Annotated in this window: 16 protein-coding genes and 3 pseudogenes; 6 read left to right on the top strand and 13 right to left on the bottom strand. The window is 44.8% G+C overall.

The window, feature by feature from the left end; all coding sequences use genetic code 11:
- Positions 1-218: 218 nt before the first annotated feature.
- Together ACLFWI_RS04135 and ACLFWI_RS04130 are read left to right on the top strand one after the other, a co-directional pair.
- Positions 219-2426 carry a CHASE2 domain-containing protein gene (locus ACLFWI_RS04135; RefSeq protein WP_446411869.1) on the top strand — a complete coding sequence of 736 codons (2208 nt, stop codon included), beginning with the start codon at positions 219-221 and terminating at the stop codon, positions 2424-2426.
- Positions 2405-2698: a hypothetical protein gene (locus ACLFWI_RS04130; protein ID WP_446411868.1), complete on the top strand. Its 294-nt coding sequence runs from the start codon at positions 2405-2407 to the stop codon at positions 2696-2698. Before ACLFWI_RS04135 ends, ACLFWI_RS04130 begins: the two co-directional genes overlap by 22 nt.
- A gap of 26 nt (positions 2699-2724) precedes the next feature.
- Here the strand turns inward: ACLFWI_RS04130 and ACLFWI_RS04125 are convergent, their stop codons facing one another.
- From ACLFWI_RS04125 to ACLFWI_RS04085, 9 genes and pseudogenes are all read right to left on the bottom strand, one after another.
- The gene (locus tag ACLFWI_RS04125) at positions 2725-3339 is read right to left on the bottom strand and encodes a DUF928 domain-containing protein (protein WP_446411867.1); all 615 of its coding nucleotides are present in this window, start codon (positions 3337-3339) and stop codon (positions 2725-2727) included.
- Between the two features lie 321 nt (positions 3340-3660).
- Complete coding sequence (locus tag ACLFWI_RS04120) at positions 3661-3873, bottom strand: hypothetical protein (RefSeq protein WP_446411874.1); 213 nt, start codon at positions 3871-3873, stop codon at positions 3661-3663.
- The gene (locus ACLFWI_RS04115) at positions 3840-5051 is read right to left on the bottom strand and encodes a tetratricopeptide repeat protein (protein WP_446411866.1); all 1212 of its coding nucleotides are present in this window, start codon (positions 5049-5051) and stop codon (positions 3840-3842) included. Before ACLFWI_RS04115 ends, ACLFWI_RS04120 begins: the two co-directional genes overlap by 34 nt.
- A gap of 201 nt (positions 5052-5252) precedes the next feature.
- A pseudogene (locus ACLFWI_RS04110) lies at positions 5253-5645 on the bottom strand (ACP S-malonyltransferase).
- Positions 5642-6019, bottom strand: coding sequence for a DUF433 domain-containing protein (locus ACLFWI_RS04105; RefSeq protein WP_446411865.1), 378 nt, complete (start codon positions 6017-6019; stop codon positions 5642-5644). Before ACLFWI_RS04105 ends, ACLFWI_RS04110 begins: the two are co-directional and overlap by 4 nt.
- An 85-nt stretch (positions 6020-6104) precedes the next feature.
- Positions 6105-8273, bottom strand: coding sequence for a beta strand repeat-containing protein (locus ACLFWI_RS04100; protein ID WP_446411864.1), 2169 nt, complete (start codon positions 8271-8273; stop codon positions 6105-6107).
- 53 nt (positions 8274-8326) lie between these two features.
- On the bottom strand, positions 8327-9376 hold the full coding sequence (locus ACLFWI_RS04095) for a hypothetical protein (protein ID WP_446411863.1): 1050 nt from the start codon (positions 9374-9376) through the stop codon (positions 8327-8329).
- Positions 9357-9848 (bottom strand): annotated as a pseudogene (locus ACLFWI_RS04090) (two-partner secretion domain-containing protein); the annotation flags it as partial. The gene ACLFWI_RS04095 and the pseudogene ACLFWI_RS04090, both read right to left, overlap by 20 nt.
- Before the next feature lie 249 nt (positions 9849-10097).
- Positions 10098-10445, bottom strand: coding sequence for an AAA-like domain-containing protein (locus tag ACLFWI_RS04085; RefSeq protein ID WP_446411862.1), 348 nt, complete (start codon positions 10443-10445; stop codon positions 10098-10100).
- A gap of 26 nt (positions 10446-10471) precedes the next feature.
- Between ACLFWI_RS04085 and ACLFWI_RS04080 the strand changes: the two are divergent.
- A pseudogene (locus ACLFWI_RS04080) lies at positions 10472-10579 on the top strand (Uma2 family endonuclease); the annotation flags it as partial.
- Positions 10580-10780: 201 nt separating this feature from the next.
- On the opposite strand, the gene ACLFWI_RS04075 reads toward ACLFWI_RS04080, so the two are convergent.
- The 4 genes from ACLFWI_RS04075 to ACLFWI_RS04060 form a co-directional block, all read right to left on the bottom strand.
- On the bottom strand, positions 10781-12268 hold the full coding sequence (locus ACLFWI_RS04075; RefSeq protein ID WP_446411861.1) for a peptidoglycan-binding domain-containing protein: 1488 nt from the start codon (positions 12266-12268) through the stop codon (positions 10781-10783).
- A 690-nt stretch (positions 12269-12958) separates the two neighbouring features.
- Complete coding sequence (locus ACLFWI_RS04070) at positions 12959-13537, bottom strand: Uma2 family endonuclease (RefSeq protein WP_446411860.1); 579 nt, start codon at positions 13535-13537, stop codon at positions 12959-12961.
- A 168-nt stretch (positions 13538-13705) separates the two neighbouring features.
- The gene (locus tag ACLFWI_RS04065; RefSeq protein ID WP_446411859.1) at positions 13706-15004 is read right to left on the bottom strand and encodes a glycosyltransferase; all 1299 of its coding nucleotides are present in this window, start codon (positions 15002-15004) and stop codon (positions 13706-13708) included.
- 424 nt (positions 15005-15428) lie between these two features.
- The gene (locus tag ACLFWI_RS04060) at positions 15429-15575 is read right to left on the bottom strand and encodes a hypothetical protein (protein WP_446411858.1); all 147 of its coding nucleotides are present in this window, start codon (positions 15573-15575) and stop codon (positions 15429-15431) included.
- Between ACLFWI_RS04060 and ACLFWI_RS04055 the strand changes: the two genes are divergently transcribed.
- From ACLFWI_RS04055 to ACLFWI_RS04045, 3 genes are all read left to right on the top strand, one after another.
- On the top strand, positions 15574-16134 hold the full coding sequence (locus ACLFWI_RS04055) for an interleukin-like EMT inducer domain-containing protein (protein WP_446411857.1): 561 nt from the start codon (positions 15574-15576) through the stop codon (positions 16132-16134). The genes ACLFWI_RS04060 and ACLFWI_RS04055 overlap by 2 nt on opposite strands.
- A gap of 41 nt (positions 16135-16175) precedes the next feature.
- Positions 16176-17534 (top strand): polyprenyl synthetase family protein, encoded by a 1359-nt coding sequence (locus tag ACLFWI_RS04050; RefSeq protein WP_446411856.1) that lies wholly within the window; start codon positions 16176-16178, stop codon positions 17532-17534.
- Positions 17535-17772: 238 nt separating this feature from the next.
- Positions 17773-18753 carry a hypothetical protein gene (locus ACLFWI_RS04045; RefSeq protein ID WP_446411855.1) on the top strand — a complete coding sequence of 327 codons (981 nt, stop codon included), beginning with the start codon at positions 17773-17775 and terminating at the stop codon, positions 18751-18753.
- Positions 18754-18961: the final 208 nt, after the last annotated feature.

The following is an 18961-nucleotide window of genomic DNA, read 5'->3' as shown; positions in this document are numbered from 1 at the left end:
GGTAACCATCTAGGTTGAAGGGCAGGTTTTGTTTTTCCGTTATTGGTAACCATCTAGGTTGAAGAAGCGGGTTTTGTTTTTCCGTTATTGGTAACCATCTAGGTTGAAGGGCTAAACCCGCCCCTGCATCCGCCCCTACATCCGCCCTTACACCCGCACCGACAATATAACTATAACTCTTTATTGACGAATAACAAATGACGAATAACAAATGACAAATGACAAATTACCAAGTTGGCGGTAGTCTCAGACATGATGATCCTACCTATGTGGTGCGACAAGCAGACGCCAAACTTTATCAGGCGGTGAAAGCAGGTGAATTTTGTCATATTCTTAGCCCTCGACAAATGGGCAAATCCTCTCTCCTTGTCAGAACAAAGTATCGCTTGGAAGCCGAAGGATTCCGCTGTGGAGTTCTGGATATGACCACAATTGGTGGTGAATATACAACCCCTGTACAGTGGTATAAGGGCGTTGTCACCCAGTTATGGTTGGCATTTAATCTGCGGGGAAAAATTCATTTAAAATCGTGGTGGCAAGAGCGAGAAGATATCTCTTTTTTGCAACGATGCTGTCAGTTTATTGAGGAAGGATTACTCGGTGAATTCTCCAGTGAACGGTTGGTTATCTTCATGGATGAAATTGATCGAATTCTCAGCATTGATTTTCCCATTGATGATTTTTGGGCTTTAATTCGCTTTTGCTATAATCAACGTGCGATTAATCCTGACTACAATCGGATTGTCTTTGCTTTCTTTGGCGTCGCTGCACCCTCAGACTTAATTCGCGATCGCAGCCGTACTTCATTTAATATTGGTCAAGCCATAGAACTACAGGGGTTTAAACCGGAAGAAGTGCAACCCCTAATCCAAGGTTTAGCGGGAAAAATTAATACACCTGAGACGATTGTTAAAGCAATCTTGGCGTGGACATCGGGTCAGCCATTTCTTACCCAAAAGCTGTGTAAGTTAGTCTGGAAAGCGGCAGAAAATACAGAACAAGGGAGGCTAGTTATTCCTCCAGGTCAGGAATCCGAGTGGGTAGAAAACCTGGTGCGATCGCGCATCATTAATAACTGGGCGTCTCAGGATGATCCGGAACATTTGAGAACGATTCAGAATCGCATTCAAGGCAATGGTCAACGGACGGGTAGAATGCTGGGCATTTATCAGCAGGTGTTACAAGGCGTAGAAATTGAGGCAGATGATTCGCGAGAAACAACCGAACTTTTATTGTCGGGTTTGTTAGTTAAAAATCAGGGAATACTCCAGGTAAAAAATAGAATATACGAAGAAGTATTTAATCAAACCTGGGTAACCAAAAAATTAGTTTCCCTGCGTCCTTATGCTGACGCCTTCAACGCCTGGATTGCCGCAAAAAAACAGAATCAATCCCACCTCTTGCAAGGAGAGGCATTAAGAGAGGCATTAACCTGGTCTCAAGGGAAGAGTTTGAGTGATCTAGATTATCAGTTTTTAGCGGCGAGTCAAGAATTAAATCGACGGGATATTCAGAACGCCCTCAAAGCGATTGAAAAAGCCAATTCTCTGCTGTCATCGGCGACCAAGAAAGCTAAAACAGAACCAATCAGACATCGACTGTGGCGCGGATGGATTGGCGTGATCAGCTTTAGCACAACTATTCTGGTAATTCTGTTACGTTTAACAGGATTGTTGCAAGGTTTAGAATGGGATGTTTGGGACAAATTTTTTCGAGTTCGCCCCTTAGAACCCCCTGATCCACGGATTGTAATTGTCACCATTGATGAAAACGATATCACTCAAATTGGACAGTGGCCCCTCCCGGATGCGGTGTTTGCAGAGGCAATTACTCGATTAAAAGCGGATAATCCGCGTGTCATTGGTTTAGATGTATATCGAGATTTGCCTGTTGAACCCGGACATCAAGAATTAGTTGAGCTATTTCAGTCTACTCCCAATCTGATTGGTGCAGAGAAAGTTGTTGGTAATTCCGTGAATCCTCCTGCCACATTAAACGAGTTGGGGCAAGTCGGTTTTGTGGATATGGTATTAGATGCAGATCGCAAAGTTCGCCGAGGGTTAATATCCGTTAAACGCGGCGATAACCTTCACCTGAGTTTCAGCTTAAAACTAGCATTGCAGTATCTAGAAACCCAAGGAATTACACCTCAAACTCAAGCACAGCATCATTGGCAATTGGGTCAGGCAATTTTTTCACCGTTGGATAAAAATGATGGCGGCTATATTCGGGTTAATACTGGGGGTTATCAGATCCTATTAAACTATCGTGGCTCTTTAAAGGATTTTTACAACATCTCGCTTACCGATTTACTAGAGAATCAGATTCCCGTAGAAATAAAGCGTGATAATCGGTACAGTATTAAGTTGGCGGTTACAGTCTCCTCAGCGGGTGGCGTTGGGAATTGCGATCGCAGGCAGGTTTAGTATTAGTCGCCATTGCCTATAACGCCTTCTTACAGGGGTGGTGGATACCCGTGATTCCGCCAATCCTAGGATTAACTCTATCCGCGATCGCACTCTCCTGGTTTACCAGCAAGCAAATCGAGAAACTCCAACTCCGGCGCATTCTGGAGTTACTCGCCCAAGACTACTCCACATCTCCGGCGGCTGTACGGATTGCTCTAGAATATCTGAAAAAGTCAGAACGCGAAAGCAATCACGCCTTGATTGAAGAATGTCTCCCGAATAGGGAATAGAGAGATGGGGGAGTTAACTCAAAACTCTATCTTGCCTGTTCCCTGTTCCCTGTTCCCTGTTCCCTGTTCCCTGTAATTTCTTGAGATTCGACTCGCTCAATTACACCCGTTAAAGTTGGGTCATTGGGATCAAGCGACTGTTGACAAATTAAACTAATAGACCATTGATATGGCGTGTTTGTCTTTAGATCAGGCGCATCTTCTGGTAATAGAAAGCTAAACTCACTCCCGGTTTTTGGTAATGTGATGATTGTCTGGTAATCGTACTCTTCCTCAGCATCCTTTATACTAAAAAACACTTTCCGCGCTACTGTTTCCGGGATGTACAGTGAGAATGTAGGACGTGGGGCGATCGTTTCACTCTCAACTGGCATCAAAACCGAAAATCCTGGTGTACCTTCAGCCACCTCATCTTGGGTACAATGACCGCAATCACGAGTTCCTGCTCCTTTTGTATCACCCTCTGGACTGTCATCTCCAGGAGGTGTAAAAGGTTCATTATTATTCGGATCTGTCACAGCTTGAGTGTGGGCAACCAGACTAGGAACAATCGCCAATTCTAAAGATAGTGTGATGGACAATAGAATTAAAGCGAAACGCCAACTAAGCCACTTTACACTGAAAAAATGAAAGGGTTTCATGGGTCTAAAATTGATACAGGGGTCTAAAATCAATACAGTTGTTCTAGAGATAGACTCGTTTAAGTGACGGTCTATCCACCTGAATATTTAATTGTTTTTTTCGGCAATAGATTCCGAAATTGCTGTTACCCTATTTGTGGAGTTGTCTAAAACTTGTATTATAACATTTAGCCAAAATAGCATCCACCAAAAGGCAGAAGATAGAGGGACTGGCGGAGCTGGGGGAGATGAGGAAGATGAGGGAGATTGTGTAGGGGCGGGTTTTACCACTAACGTTTCGTTTTCACCCTGATATAACTAAACCCGCCCCGACCTGACCGTTCAATTATCACAAATGACAAATGACAAATGACAAATGACAAATGACTTATAACCAATTGCCAAGCAAAATAAAGGGTGCTTATCCCAGGTGAGGATAAACGTGTCTTCCGGGTTAGAACTAAATTGACCATGGGTAGCCAGGTGAACCACACTCACCGGAAGTGTGTTAATTTTGTTCTCTAAGGCAGTGCTGGTAAAGGCTTGATTGAACAGAACAGTTGATTCACCGCTAGAGCTAAGGATTCAGCGCGGATGTCATTTAATGCTTTAGCTTGAGCAATGGTTTTGGCGAGGAGTTGAGCGATGTCTTGTGATGTGATCAGTTCTGGAGAATACCCGGCTGGATTGTCTAGGAGTTCGATTAAACTTTCTGCCCAATTCACCTGAGCATAGATAGCATATCGACTGGGAGATAATTGGGAGAGATTGTGCTGAATTGGAGTAAATAAATCTTGTGCTTGATTAAACTGCTGTTGATGAATCAGTAACTTAAATTGGTTGAGTTGGGCTTCGAGTTGGTTTAAGGGAGCGGTTGCCGTTTTTGCGGCGTTATGGTAATAATTTATCGCGGCATCCCGATCGCCTAAAGATCGTGCCACATTACCCAGATTCAAGAAAGCGGCGCTGATATCGGCGGGGGAATTGAGGGTTTGGGCGATCGCTAAACTCTGGTTAAGCACGTTTTGGGCATCATCTAATTCTCCAATCGCTTGCCAAACCATCCCCAAGCTGCGTAATCCGGTGGCTTTAATTAGCGAATCCGGCTGTAGCGTGAGGGCTTGCTGCACCCGTTCTAAGACTTGTTGCGATCGCCGAAACATACCTAAGCTTTGCAAGGCTTGCGCCTGATTGATTTGACACCCTAAGACGCCAATAGCATCATCAGCTTGGGAGTAGGCTGTCTCGGCGGCTTTCCAGGTGTGCAACGCAACTTCCGATTGTCCGGTTGCCAATTGCAGACTGCCTTTGGTATTTAATACTTGTGCTAAGAGTGCGGGATCAGTGGGAGTAGGGAGGATAGTCAGACTTTCTTCAATCGATTCTTTTGCCTGTTCCCACTGTCCCAGATGTTGATAGGCAAGGGACAGATAATTTAAGCTGATTGCCTGGTTAATGCGATCGCCTGCTTGTTGGTAAACCTGTTCCGCTTCTTGCCAAACCCTTACTGCATCAGCAAAGCGTCCCCGATCATAGTCAATTTTACCTTGACTCAATCGGCTTACTGGATCAAGGGATTGAGCCAGATGAGACTCCTGTTGTATGATATCCGGCTGAGGGAGAGTTGAGACATGTCCCAGGGCGACAGGAGAGGCGATTACCCCCACAACGGTTAACCAGGCTAATCCTAAAAATAGTAGTCGTTTCCTAGCACGTCTTCCCAACCCTTTCATGATCGGCATCCTGAATTTAATGTTTTTGCTAAGTAGGTTGGTGGAAATAAACTTAACTAGATTAAGTTATGTAAACAAACCTCAAACCCTTACTGTTCCCTGTTCCCTGTTCCCTAATCTCCACCGCTAACTTTAATTGTGTCCACCTACTTAATGATCTACAAAGCTGCTCAAGTATTTTCGCCACGCGGCACTAGAGCTTCATGGTATGTAAATTCGTCTTGCACCCAAATAGTTCTCAGCATAAAGGGAAATCTCAACCAGTCGATTGACGCAATGCTCTCGATATTCAGAGTCAATCACGCGCTCAACGTTGCCAATCGTAACCACAGGCAAAGAATCAAGTGTATTTTCTTCACGTATCACTTGTTCTAGTGAATCCTTGCCTTTCATGCTTCGATTCGCTGTTATTAAAATCATCTGATTGGCTTATGCGACTCGCCAAACTGTTCTATCGCTGCTATCAATGTCTAGTGCTATCTCTTCAAACGTAACAAAGCGAATCGCCACCAAATCAAGCCAACCTTCATGTTCAATAACATTCAATAAAAGCTGTGCCTGTCCCCTAATATTGTGGTCAATCAGAAAGTTCATGACTTAGATTCAAGTCTGGCTTTCGCGGCTTGAAGCTTTGCCCAGGCTGTTTCTTGACCTGGTGGCGGTGGTAGTTTGGCAATTTGAGCAAAGCATTCACGATTTTGCTTTTCCCAGTACTGTCGAATTTCTTCGTCATTTTTCACAACCATTTGATATTCGGTTTCAACTTCAGCCCTATTGGTTTCGATGTAGGACATGACTGCCTCAAATTGTTCATCCGTAATTTGGGGAAAATGCTGTCGGATGAGTGATCGCGCATATCCCCCATAAATATAGTCCATAAATTGGTACACTGTGATGCGAGTTCCTGCGATTACAAGTCCTCGTTCTGTACGGATAACTTTTTTGGGTTGATTGGATACTGAAGCCATATTTACAGCCCTTTATAATCTATTTTTATCGTACCTTATTATTACGATTGTTGTCTAAGCTAGCTACATCGTTCATTGTGTACTATTAATTGCCACAGCTACGAAAATCCATGCCAATATTCACTCGTTTTCCCCGATACGGTTCAGCCGTAAGAATAACTGTGCCATTCTTGTCAACAACCCAGCCTTGGGCTTCAATTAAAGGTTGAGTATCAGTTTGGGATAGCTGAGAATTAGTAGGAGTTGAGGATGGCGAATTCTGACGGGATAACCCTCGCGTATCTTCCCAAATTGCCCGTCCAGACAGGTATTGACTGGGAGAATGGGGAATTCCACCGCGTCCCGTGACTACAAAGCGATCGCCTGTATCCGCCGGACAGCCGGAAACGATTTGCCCAGACGGATCAGAGAAAGTTGAGGGCAGTTCAATTAACCCTCGTGAGGGATCAATATTCGGCGTATTAATCACAATGGGACCGTCAATTCCTAATTCTGAACTGGCAGTAATATCACTTTTTGGGGTTAATTTTTCACTCACTTGTAACCCCAAAATCAGTTGGGTAGTAATCGTAATACTACCACCATTTCCCTCAAATGCATTCGCCGTAATATCACTATTTTCCGACAGCACCCCCACAATAAAATTAGCATCAACTGTTAGATCTCCCCCATTACCACCGCCACTGGCTTCGGTTCCTGCGCGGGTGGACAGTTGACTATTATTTCGCAAGATAAACGTCTCAGCTACCTTGAGGTTGATATTCCCTCCTTCCCCTGATAAACTCGTTGCTGTAATTGACCCTTTATCTAAGAAAAGAGAGCGGACATCAATATTGATATCGCCAGCATTACCTGTCCCTGTAGCACTCACCGACACCGCCGCGCGATCGCGAATATTTAATTCACTCGTGGGACTATTAATATTAATATCTCCCCCATCACCAGATGCGGCTTGAGTCGAAGAGGCAAATAAACCTGTACCGATGAGAGTCCCTTCATTCGTGGGGTCAGACAATTCAATTAATTCCGACACATTTACATTTAAATCCCCGGCTTGTCCAGAATCAAAGGTGGTGGTTAATACCTGCGATCCCCCGCGTGCCATAAGCCGAGGAGAAGTTAGGGTAACATTGCCCGATTCCGCCTGATCAAAGGTTCCTGCACCTAACAAAGAATTGTCTAATTCGATCCGATTTGTGGCATCAATCTGAAGATTTCCCCCCCTACCTTGATTGAGAGTGGTGGTAGCAATCAATCCACCATCACGGGCAATAAAATTGGGGGTTTCAATGAAGACATTACCCGCTGCTCCTTCTCCATCTGTAACCGTGACAATTCCTTGACTAAAATTATCCAGGGTAAGCGTATCGGCAAACGCCGGACGCACAAATTGCTCTTGCAACGCCTCAAATCCTGCCCCCCTGACTTCCAGGGATTCGGAAGCGCGAATCCGAATATCCCCACCATTTCCAGAACCCGATGTCGAGGCATTAATTCGACCGTTATCAAGGCGTAAACTCTCTAAATTAAGTCGAATATTACCCCCATCCCCGAAACCACGGGTTGCTGATGTAATCTCTCCACCTTGTTGGACAATCAATTCTTGGCTAGTAATCTCTACATCGCCAGCATTACCTGATTCATTCGGTGAAAATAAATCCGTGGCAATGGAACTGGGAAAACTGCCATTTGCCGACCTGCCAATCACTTCAATTTTAATCGTCAATTGTCCCCCATTGCCATCTGCTCCGGTATTTCCGAGGACGCCAGCACCATTACGAATGCTCAAATTACGCACATCTAAGGTTAAGTCTCCAGCATTTCCATCACTCCCCGTAGACGTGCTAATCAAAGCTCCATCGGTAAGAGAGACGTTCTCCGCCGTCAGGGTTAAATCCCCAGCATCTTCACCTAAAGTTCCCGTACCGATACCGCCCTCTCCTTGTAAAAAAACATCTGTTGCATTGACGGTTAAATCTCCCCCCTCACCCTGGTTGACAAAGGTAGTAATTCCACCACCGTCGCGAATGGATAACCGCCCGGTATTAATTGTTAAGTTGCCAGAGTTCCCACTACCTAAAGCTGATGTGGAGATTCCTGTATCTCCTTGTAAGGGGATTTGAGCCAATTCAACAGGATTGGGATTAAACGCACCGGGTTGATTTCCAATGATTTCGATAGACTCCGTGGCATTAATCGTGACATTTCCGGCATTACCACTGTTGCTTGGATCAGTATTAGAACCAACCCCCACGGGGAATTCAATTGTTGTCTCCGGATCTTTGATAATCGTTAACCGACGGGTATTTAAGATGACATCTCCGGCATTAGCAGCACCAGACTCAGCAAAAGTACCACACTCACACTAATGTTCCCGCTAGCATCAAGGGAAATATCTCCGGCTTGATTAGTACCTTGGCTTACCAGAGCCGCCGTAGTGGTGATTGCCCCCTTTTCACTTTTGAGGGTAATATTCCCCCCAGCTATTTCTCCACTTGAATCGATATTCCCATTCACACTAAGATTCTCACTCGCCTCAACAGAGATATCACCAGCTTGATTGATACCTTGGCTAACCAGAGCCGCCGTGGTTGCGATCGCTCCATTTTCACTTCTCAGGGTAATATCCCCCCCGATTTCTCCCCTTGAGTTAATATTCCGGTTAACACTCACATCTGCGATCGCATGAAGTGAGATATCACCCGCTTGATTGCTACCCTCGCTAACCAGAGGTGCCGTAGTTGCGATCGCGCCATTTTCACTGTTGAGGGTAATGTTCCCGCCGATTTCTCCCCTTGAGGCTATATTCCGGTTAACACTCAGATCCCCGATCGCATTGAGTGAGATATCTCCAGCTTGATCCTGGGAATTGGCAATAATAGTTTCCATCGTAGTTAGGGTTTCGGCGGCATCAACAGAAATCGTTCCGGCTTGAGTGATACCCTCACTCACCAGAGACGCCGTAGTTGCGATCGCGCCTTTTTCGCTATTCAGGGTAATGTTACCCCCGATTTCTCCCCTTGAACTGATATTCCCATTAATATCAAGGTTTTCGCTAGCATCAACAGAGATATCACCAGCTTGATTTCTGCTCTCGCTGATCAGCATGGCGGAGGTAGCGATCGCCCCATTTTCACTTCTCAGGGTAATATTCCCGCCTATGCCTTCAGTTGAGGTTGAGAGGATATTCTGATTAACACTCAGATCACCGCTAGCCTCCAGTAAAACTTCACCCCCTTGATTAATCCCATCGCTAGTCACAAAATCCGTGGTAGCGATCGCCCCGTTTTCGCTTTTAATGGTGATATTACCGCCATTGTTCGCTACAACATTCCCGTTAATTGTTCTCCCCTGCACCGACACTTAAATTCCCCTGATTCCGAATCTCGGCTTGCTGTTGGCGCAGGGCGTCTAAAAATAAGACACCCGGTTGAATCGCCAACAATTGACTGTCTTGGGGATTAGTCGCCCGAAACACACCATCGTTTCCCAACTGAATCCCATCAGCGGTACTCGCCACAAAAGAACCCGCAACATCTAATTGGGCATCGACACCAAAAAGAATGCCATTGGGATTGAGTAAAAAGAGGTTGGCATTTCCATCAACGCCTAAAGTGCCGAAGATATTTGATCGGTGATCACCTGTAACCCGCGTTAGGATATTGGCAATGCCCTCCGGATTGGCAAAGTAAACCTGTTGGTCTACATTAACATTAAACTCACTAAAACTATGGAACAAGTTACTCCCACGCTTTGCGCCACCTTCGATTAAGTCTCGCACAGCTTGAGGAGTAACGATAGAGTTTTCGGAGTCTAACGTCTTATCTGGAACTAATTGAGCCTGAACTGCTAGTCAGAACACCTCTGGAACAGGTTCCTCTGCTGTTATAGCAGTAGACACATCGATTAGGACTTTCCGAACTGTGCTAGAGGCGCTTCAAAAGCGCGTCTCTAGATAAATGATCTGTCCTAACCGTCTTGGCGATTACTATACTCGCTGTCTGAGTCTTGACACTTGATGATGCGATCGCGAAAATAGTACCGATACAAATCACAACTTAGCCTCACCTGGTTTCCCTCAAGACTGACCAGTCCCATTCGGATTATCAATTTCGGCTAAAATATATTCTCGAATATAGAGAGCGCAACTCATCTTACTACCCAAATCCTCATCCCAATAGTCATTGAGTCTCGATTTTAATTTTAATTGGCGAGTCAAGCAGCTTGTCTGATCCGATGGTAAAATAAGCGGGTTGGATGAGGCATGGAGGTCATCTAAACGCTCAGAACTAGCTATTTCTCTCGATGAAAGAGTGTTATTAATAACAGATTTTAATTGGGGTTTATGTTGAGCCAGCAGTTGCCGTTCTAGCACAGAGTGAATAGTCTTCTTTGTTACTCTTTCTCCTAGTCCTTGGGAAAGCATTCTCCATAACTGAGGCGCAACCGAATTTCCCAGATGTGAATTTATCACAGATAGTGGCACGGTGTTTAGAAATTGCCTATCAACGCAATACCAGCGCAGCTATTCGCGACTTGAGGCAGCAGTTGGGACATTGACATCCTCCCCCGGCTGAAAGCGCTGGGGATTCCCTACTAATTTTATCACTATGGAGAACAGAAGTTAAGTTCATAAATTAATTGACCGAATTATTGTTGGGCTTGGTTTTTAGCCGTCCCTTTTACAGCTATTGGACAGTGTTTTAATTCCGGAATTCATACCTTTATAGCGTAGGGTGGGCATTGCCCACCAGCCTTAATTCAACCCAATTCCCCTAACGCCCCTCGACGAATAATTTCCGTCACTTCCGTTGCCATCCTAGCATCCAATTCCACCACCTCACGCTTCGCATCCCTGGGTTCTAACTGCTTTGCCCCCTTTAATGCCATGCTAAACGTCACCAACTCTGGCACACCCGTTACACTCGGTTGAATAAACTGAACCAGTGCCACATAAACCGCTTCCGCCCGATTCCGAATCTGAGTGACACCATTCCCCAGTTTAGAAATAATCACCGGAGAACTAATTTTATCCTGTAAATCTAGTGCCTCTAATGCCACATCCGTTAAACGTGCCGCATCTGCACCCATCGCCCGAATCACTGATTCTAAACTATGCCATTGGACACCGGGTAAGCGTGAAGCTTGGGGGATGTGATAATGCCAACCCAACATCGAGATCATGCGGGTTAAAGAATATGCGGTAATCGTATTTTCGCCACGATGTCGTTCCGAGACACCTTTGAGAATAACATTTCGGGGACGCCACCATCCTTGAGGCGGTTGCGTTGATAATTCTGGTTCTGGGATAAAAGGTTCTTCCCCATATCGTCCGGTAAAAATTAAGTCTTGATTTCCAGTCATACTTTTTAGCCAAGTCTCTAACTCGGCGGGTGTGGAAAATTGCTTTAACATTGCGGCTAGGGAGTTGGATGAAGCAATGCGATAGTCGTAGGATAGAATGTCTCTAAGCACATCATGAAACGAGAGTTCTCGGTATTGTCCACTTAAATCTCTGCCTCGAATCAGGCAGGTATCAATATCTATTTGAAAGGCGTTGGTATTGCTGCGAGAGACGACATTGAGAATGGGAATAATTTTACTACTACTCCAAAACTCCGTTTTACTCAGGGCATTTCTGCCTAGCCATTTGGTTTTGAAGTCTCCGTTGACAAAACTGCCCACACAAAGACAAGCTTCGGTAATCTCTGGATGCAAAAAGCTTAAGCCTTGGTCATCAATCTCTGGCAGTTGTCCTACTGGGGGGAAAGCTTTGAAGTGGGTTGTATCTTTAGTTACAGAAACCAAGGTTTTGCCATCAGCCTTCTGCATCAAACGGGCAGCATAATCTTTAAGTTGGGTTTGATAAGGAGAGGTGTTAATTCCTTTATAAAATAGGGCAGGTTTGTCAACGCTTCCTTTAACGGATTCTTTTAAAAAGGTCTGATAAATCGTATCTTTATTTTTGTCTTTGAGCGAGGGAAGAGGTTTGGGTTTTTCCGGCAGGAGCTTTTGCGCCCAGCCTTTGCCAAACTTCTTACTCTCCATGTTATTCAGGTAAACCGATTGACAGAACTCAGTTATTGCTTGTTCTGTCCGCTGACCATAATCACCATCTAGCCAGGAACCACCGGGGTAAAATCCTAAGCAATTCAGTTGGGTTTGGATTTGCTTGACTAATTCTGGGTCTGTCTTCAGGGTATCTAAGTGAATTTCAATATCGTGATGGATAATATCGGTGAGTTTCATGGGTTGATTGATTGATTTATTTAATTTAACGATGAATTATTATAACCTAAGTTGCTAACGTCTTTAAGCAGTCATCCTGTAGGGTGCGTTAGGCGCTTGCTTGGATTAATGTGAAAAATAACTTAGGATTTGTGCGCCGTAACGCACCGTTCCCAGTTATCTGAAAAAAATAAAAAAAAAAAGGAGAAAAGCTTTTGGCATTCTCCTTTTCCACTATTTGATTTATTCGGTTAAGTGACAATAACCTGATTGTCTTCTATCGATAACAGCCACCGCAACGACTACCACCATAGCAGCTGCTGCATGGATTGTAACTGCTAAACTGAGGACGATAAACACCGCAACAACTACCAGATGGGCAAGGGGGGCGAGTACAGCCTCCACCTGTTGAAACTGTTGGGTTGGCGACCATTTTAATTTAACCCTCCTTACAAAACACCGAGAGACTCATCGAGAATAATGGATTAAAGGTTCAGTTGTAAATATAGAAAAGTTGGTAAAAATTCAGTAGTTTTTCTCGCCGAACAATACAGATGCTTAAAATGGTCTTTTTGTCAATACATAAAAACTGTGGAGTTTTTGAGGCGCATCGCTTCAGCTCGATGTCAGTTGAAGTAGCCCTGCCCCTCTCTCCAGCCTGGGAGAGGGGAGCCATGTTCCAGACGCTTGCCGACTCTACAGGATTTTGGCTTAGAAAACAGGTAACTCTAATATAAATCCAGGTAAGATATCCTCTCCGGATAAACTGGCGGGTAATTGGACAATCTCAACCGTCTGATTCTGACGATAAACTTCGACTTGTTGGGCTTGGGGATTAATTAACCAGCCTAATTGTAAACCACTATTAAGATACTCCTGCATTTTTTCTTGTAAGTCGGATAAGGAATCGGTGCGAGAACGGAGTTCAATCACAAAATCTGGACAAATTGGCGGAAATTTTTCTTGTTCTTCGGGAGTTAGGGATTCCCAGCGTTGGTTTGTTATCCAAGCCACATCGGGAGAACGCTTTCCACCGTTGGGTAAGCGAAAGATGGTTGATGAACTAAAGACCTTTCCTAGTTGAGTTTGGCGATTCCACAGGTTTACGTCGGTAATTAAATCGGATTCTCGATTGCCACTCACTCCACCAACGGGAGGCATAATCAGTAATTCTCCTTTAGCTGTTTGTTCCAGTTTCCACGTTTCATTAGCTTGGCAGAGTTGATAAAATTGCTCATCGCTTAAGCCAACGTGTTTTAAGTTTAAAATTACGGGTGATAAATTGTTCATGGGATATAAGGATTTTCAATTTAGCACGGCTTTGTATAGGACGACTCGCGATCGCGCTTTTTATTCTCGGTTTAAATCTTAGCATTTCTGTCTGGTTATCCCAACCGACTCGAACAACTTGATGTCTTTTCCGTAATTCTAATCTATTAACTTAGGTGTGCCACATCACTACTTTGATTGCCCATTTTCTTGAGATCTGAGATAGGTTTCGATCGCGTCACTCGCTGCCTTGACTCCATTTTCTTGCTGTACCCGCTTTCCCACCTCCGCCGCTTTGATCCCATAACTCGGCTCAAATAAAAGTTGCTTAAGTTCAGCCATTAATGTAGTCGCACTATATTCATGTCGGGCAAGAGTACGCGCCACCCCTAAACGCACTAACCGCATCGCATTATCGGGTTGATCATGGGCATAAGGTACCACCAACATGGGACGCCCCGATCGCAAAGCTTGTCCAGTGGTGCCAACTCCGCCATGATGCACAATCACCGCCGCACGGGGAAAAATTTCCGAGTGGGGTGCATAGTCAACCACAATCACGCCTTCCGGTAACTGGTTTAACGGTAGGTTGGGGACTCCCTTGCCCACCAGTAACACCGCCCGGTATCCTAACTGTTGAGCCGCGATCGCACCTTCTAAATAGAAGTTTCCGGGTGTCCATACCATCAGCGAACCCAAGGTAAATATAATCGGAGGAGATCCAGAGTCAAGAAACCTTGCCAATTCTGGAGACAAATTCTCTGCCCGTGCGCGATCGTAAAAAGGAAACCCCGTCACCTGAGTTTGGGGACACCAATCCGGTTGCGGTTTGGCTAGCTTTGAAGAAAATAACGCCAGTACCAAATCCGGCGAATGTTGACCTTCAAACACCGGATCACAACTGGGTGGTAACCCCAATTCCCCCCGCAATTGACGTATCGGCGCACTCCACAACCGGGCTTGCCAACGAAATTGGCGCAGGCGGGCGTCATTGGCGACAACGGCTAAGGCTTGTTCATAAGGGGAGATGGTTGTAGTGGAAAGGGTTTGGGAATCGTAAGCCGACATAAATAGGATCGGGGAGAGAACCGTTGACACCCAAGGAATCCCTGTTTTTGCTGCAACCAATGATCCAGCAAAGGTTAAGTGGTGAGTCAGCAGTAAATCCGCATCCTGCACCGCCTCCAGTAACGCCTTGTATGTCGCCCTCAGATGGGGCATTAATAGATAACAGATCGTATATTCACTTTCCCGACGGGATTCTGAGAGCATGCCGATAAACTCCCCATCCTGCTGCATATCGATCGCACTATCGAATCGAACCGGATGAAATCCAATCCCCTCGGCTTCAATCTTGTAGCGATACAGCTCACTTGTGGCAATAACAGCACGATGTCCCCGTGCTTGCAACTCTAGTGCGATCGCCATATAGGGATGAATATCGCCAAAGGAACCGTAGGCTGTTAAAACAATATGTTTATTGGTCATTTGTCATTTGTCATTTGTCATTTGTTATTTGTTAGGGAATAGGAAATAGGGAACAGGGAATAGGGAAAAGTGTAAGGTAGAGTTTTGAGTTAACTCACGACTTCCCCATATTCCTCATCTCCCTCATCTCCCTCATCTCCCCCAGCTTCCAGACGTAGCATGAGGAGTCTCTACATTGCTCCCAGACGTAGCATGAGGAGTCTCTACATTGCTCCCCCATCTCCTAACATCCCTGCATAATCTTGACAACTGTTAGTGGTAGGATTATTTTTTAGCCTATCATTAGCGTGCTGCAAATGAAGCCTGTTAATTTTCCTCTCTAATCTCCCAAAACATGTAGCTATCTAGTTACTTGAATTTATCTGAACGGGGCAAAAGAACCGATTGATCACCTGCAATTTCGCAGTTCTTGGGCGATAATTGGTTAAACGGGTGCTGCACCAGGAACGGCAACAGAAAAGTTGTCTGACGAGGCGGCGGTTACTTGTTCGCGGGAGATTACAGCGACAAAGGTGAGTGTTTCCAGTTTTACCATCGCCGCGACATCGGCGGGGAATAATTGGGGTAACATGGCTCAAGTTACCTGTAATGGCGAACTCATTCCCCTAGCGGAAGGATATCAGCGCGGTTTGAATGTTGTCGTTTTAGATCCATCCAATGGGCGTCAAGTTCAGAGTCGATCCTTTGATGTCTATGCTGATCCCGCTAACGCCGATGCCTTTGCTGACTGGATAGAGACTATACCACAAGGTCGGGTGGTTGCGATCGCGGCGAAAGATGACGCCAGCTTTAATCTCTCGGATCGCGCCAAAATCGCCTGTAAATCTATTGGTAGTACTCAAATTGACCGTCTTCAATTTAGAGGATCTTGGGCAATTGTCGGGGTCAAAGGTGCTTCTGGGGGTGCAGTTATCGAAAATTTGAATAATTTTGGCTCAGTTTCTGTCAACGCCTGGTTTCCGGTGCTGGAATCTCCCCCAGTTACTCCATCCGTGGCTCAACCTGTGGCTGAATTGATAGAATCCTCCGAATCAGGCTCAAGGAAAAAGAAACAAGTAATCATTATCGGACTTTGGCTGGCTATTATCGTTATCGTTGTCATCGGGGCTATTTTAATTAATAAGGACTAAGACGAATATTTCTGAACCGACGCTCTAGAGGAAAATTGTTAATGTTAGGACTATTCTTATTTCTCGTATTTTTAACCTTCTTCAGTTTGTTATTGTATGATCCCAAAAAATTCCCAATTCTCAAGCTGAAACGTACACCCCGCCAAGTTTTACTGCCTCACCCTCCTATCCCTAAATCTTCGCCGCCAACGGTATCTGATATTGATTCAGGAAGTCGTAAGGCGATTGCCACAACCTTATCGGATCTCGCCCAATTGCAGGCGGCGCAGGAACCTAAGGAACAACGTCTCGTCGCCGATTCCTCTAAGTTTAATCAAACCATTATCAACGAGGCATTACAGGGTTCGCGAGACGCCATTTTTGTTAAAATTAAGGAATTTATCCAAGCCCAGTGTCAAGTCTCTGGTGCTTATACTCCCCTCTATGAGCTATTAAGTGATTATCCCTTTCGCGTCGGAAAAATGTTACGCCCAACGATGTGTATTAGTGTCGCTCGGGCGGTGGGAGGAATGGGACATTCGGCATTAACTGCTGCCGCCGCATTGGAACTGTATCACAATGCGTTCTTGATTCACGATGATATCGAAGATGAGTCGGAGTCTCGACGGGGAAAGGGAACTTTACACCAAATGATTGGTATTCCCCGTGCCATTAATGTGGGGGATGCGACGAATGTTTTAGCGGTGGGATTGCTGCTGGAAAACTTATCGGTGCTGGGGGTATCCAAGGCGCTGAATATTTTACATGAAATTGAGTTCATGGCGCGGCAATCTGTGGAAGGACAGGCAATGGAATTGGATTGGGTTGCCACGAATCCCTCCCATCTGAGTGACCAAGATTATTTTACCATGTGCGTGAAAAAGACCTGCTGGTATTCCTTTATTACACCTTGTCGGATTGGTCTAATTGTCGGACATCCTGCCTCAAGTGTTGAGGATTTAGTCGAACCTTTAGCCGGGTTGACGCGGTTTGGCATGATTTTAGGGATCGCCTTTCAAATCCAAGATGATTTGTTGAATCTCCAGGGGGAAATGGAATCTTATGGCAAAGAAATTGGTGGCGATATCTATGAGGGCAAACGCACGTTGATGCTGAACCATGTTTTAGCCAACAGTAAACAGGAAGCGGAGAAAATGCGGGAAATTCTCGCTCTACCTCGCACCCAAAAACACCCGGATCATGTTGCCTTTATTATGGAGCAAATGCAGCGATGCGGCAGTATTGAACATGGTTGGAGCGTGGCGCGATCGCTTGCCCAAAAAGCGGCAGATATCTTTGATTCATTGGAATTTTTGTTCCCAGAAACGCCACGGCGACCAGGAGAACAATGGGTTTCTCCAGTTCATGACCGTCGATTTCTTAAGGAGTTGATTAATTATGTCATTTATCGAAGTAATTAGGTGGGAATCGTCATTTGTCATTTGTTATTCGTTATGGGTTTTTGATGTATAGATGAATCATCAAAAAAATGCTGGCAAAAATATTAAGTTTTTCAAAAAATAGATGATTTTGAGTAGAAGTGAATAGAGTTAGATTAAAATAATAGAATCCTCAGGTTTAGGATGGTTGTCAAGTCCATCATGGTTCAGGAAAATTGACAAGTTCACCACTCAAAAAAACGAATAAGGAGTGAATAAAATGGCTCACATTAAAGTCGAAAGTGTCGATCTAAACCACTGGCAAGAAGAATCTTATGAAAAAGGTGCAGGCAAATGGGATATATCCCGAAATGGACAAGAAGTAATCCAGAAAAAGAATGGTAAACCTACGTTATTTTATAGTCCATTTAATGTTTTTAATACCAAAGTTACAGGAAAAATAAGCGTCGGCAATACAGGTGATGATGATTTTATTGGATTTGCCCTAGGATTCCAACCCGGGGACACCACCAATAGTTCCGCTAAATATCTGCTCGTCGATTGGAGGAAGGGTCAGCAGAAACGGTGGGGAGCACTTGCCAAAACAGGATTAGCAGTATCCTTAATTAATGGAGTTCCTAAAGATCAAGCTGAATTCTGGGGTCATACAGGTAAAGTGACTGAACTGGCACGGGGAAAAACCTTGGGCAACAAGGGATGGCAAAAAAATGTCGAACATACCTTTGACTTTGTTTATACAAAAACCAATCTACAAGTCTCGGTGAATGGCAGTTTAGAAATTGATATTGATGGTGATTTTAGTGAAGGACGGATTGCGTTCTATAACTTCTCCCAAAATAATGTCACCTATAAAGCCTTTGAGAAAAAAATACTCCCCTCCGGTCAATTGCAAGTTCATGCTAGTTCTGAACAAGGGGTAGAATTCCAGAATCCAATGGATACTGATGCAAAAATTAAAGTGACCCCTTCTGGCATCTGGTCGGTGAAAGACGGAGTAGATATTACCGCCGCAGGACAGCCAGGAGCCTATCTGCTGAGTCATGTTACTTATACTCACAATACTCCTTATGCACTGGTTGCTGTGGATAAACGAAGTGGTGAAGTTATTGAAGAAATAGGCAGTGCGAAGACTCTCAGTCTCAAAGCAGGTCAAACGGTAATCTTCAAAATGAATGATGAGCCAGGATGGTATTGGGATAATAAAGGGTGTATCACTGTGGATTGGATGGTTCTGGATTAATTATTTTGACTCTTGAGCAATTCAATGTAGAGGCGTGCTAGGGCGCGTCTCTATTCACATACAGCGCTTTTTCTGTAATAAAGTACAGTCGATCAAAGTCCCCCTTCAGATCCCCCTTCCGTCCCCCTTTTAGATCCCCCTTCCGTCCCCCTTAAAAAGGCAGGGCTAATTCATTGTGATGAGAGAAAATTAGGGCAACCAGGACTAT

Source organism: Coleofasciculus sp. (genome assembly GCF_046539235.1).
GTDB lineage: Bacteria > Cyanobacteriota > Cyanobacteriia > Cyanobacteriales > Coleofasciculaceae > Coleofasciculus.
The sequence above is the reverse complement of the archived record's forward strand: the minus strand, read 5'-3'. Positions and strand labels throughout refer to the sequence as shown.

Bases quoted from the DNA above. Each gene is read 5' to 3' on its own strand.
- ACLFWI_RS04075 (WP_446411861.1), bottom strand. From the start codon at position 12,268: ATGAAACTCACCGATATTATCCATCACGATATTGAAATTCACTTAGAT.
- ACLFWI_RS04085 (WP_446411862.1), bottom strand. From the start codon at position 10,445: ATGCTTTCCCAAGGACTAGGAGAAAGAGTAACAAAGAAGACTATTCAC.
- ACLFWI_RS04055 (WP_446411857.1), top strand. From the start codon at position 15,574: ATGGCTCAAGTTACCTGTAATGGCGAACTCATTCCCCTAGCGGAAGGA.
- ACLFWI_RS04135 (WP_446411869.1), top strand. From the start codon at position 219: ATGACAAATTACCAAGTTGGCGGTAGTCTCAGACATGATGATCCTACC.
- ACLFWI_RS04125 (WP_446411867.1), bottom strand. From the start codon at position 3,339: ATGAAACCCTTTCATTTTTTCAGTGTAAAGTGGCTTAGTTGGCGTTTC.
- ACLFWI_RS04070 (WP_446411860.1), bottom strand. From the start codon at position 13,537: ATGAACAATTTATCACCCGTAATTTTAAACTTAAAACACGTTGGCTTA.
- ACLFWI_RS04045 (WP_446411855.1), top strand. From the start codon at position 17,773: ATGGCTCACATTAAAGTCGAAAGTGTCGATCTAAACCACTGGCAAGAA.
- ACLFWI_RS04105 (WP_446411865.1), bottom strand. From the start codon at position 6,019: ATGGCTTCAGTATCCAATCAACCCAAAAAAGTTATCCGTACAGAACGA.
- ACLFWI_RS04065 (WP_446411859.1), bottom strand. From the start codon at position 15,004: ATGACCAATAAACATATTGTTTTAACAGCCTACGGTTCCTTTGGCGAT.
- ACLFWI_RS04060 (WP_446411858.1), bottom strand. From the start codon at position 15,575: ATGTTACCCCAATTATTCCCCGCCGATGTCGCGGCGATGGTAAAACTG.
- ACLFWI_RS04050 (WP_446411856.1), top strand. From the start codon at position 16,176: ATGTTAGGACTATTCTTATTTCTCGTATTTTTAACCTTCTTCAGTTTG.
- ACLFWI_RS04115 (WP_446411866.1), bottom strand. From the start codon at position 5,051: ATGAAAGGGTTGGGAAGACGTGCTAGGAAACGACTACTATTTTTAGGA.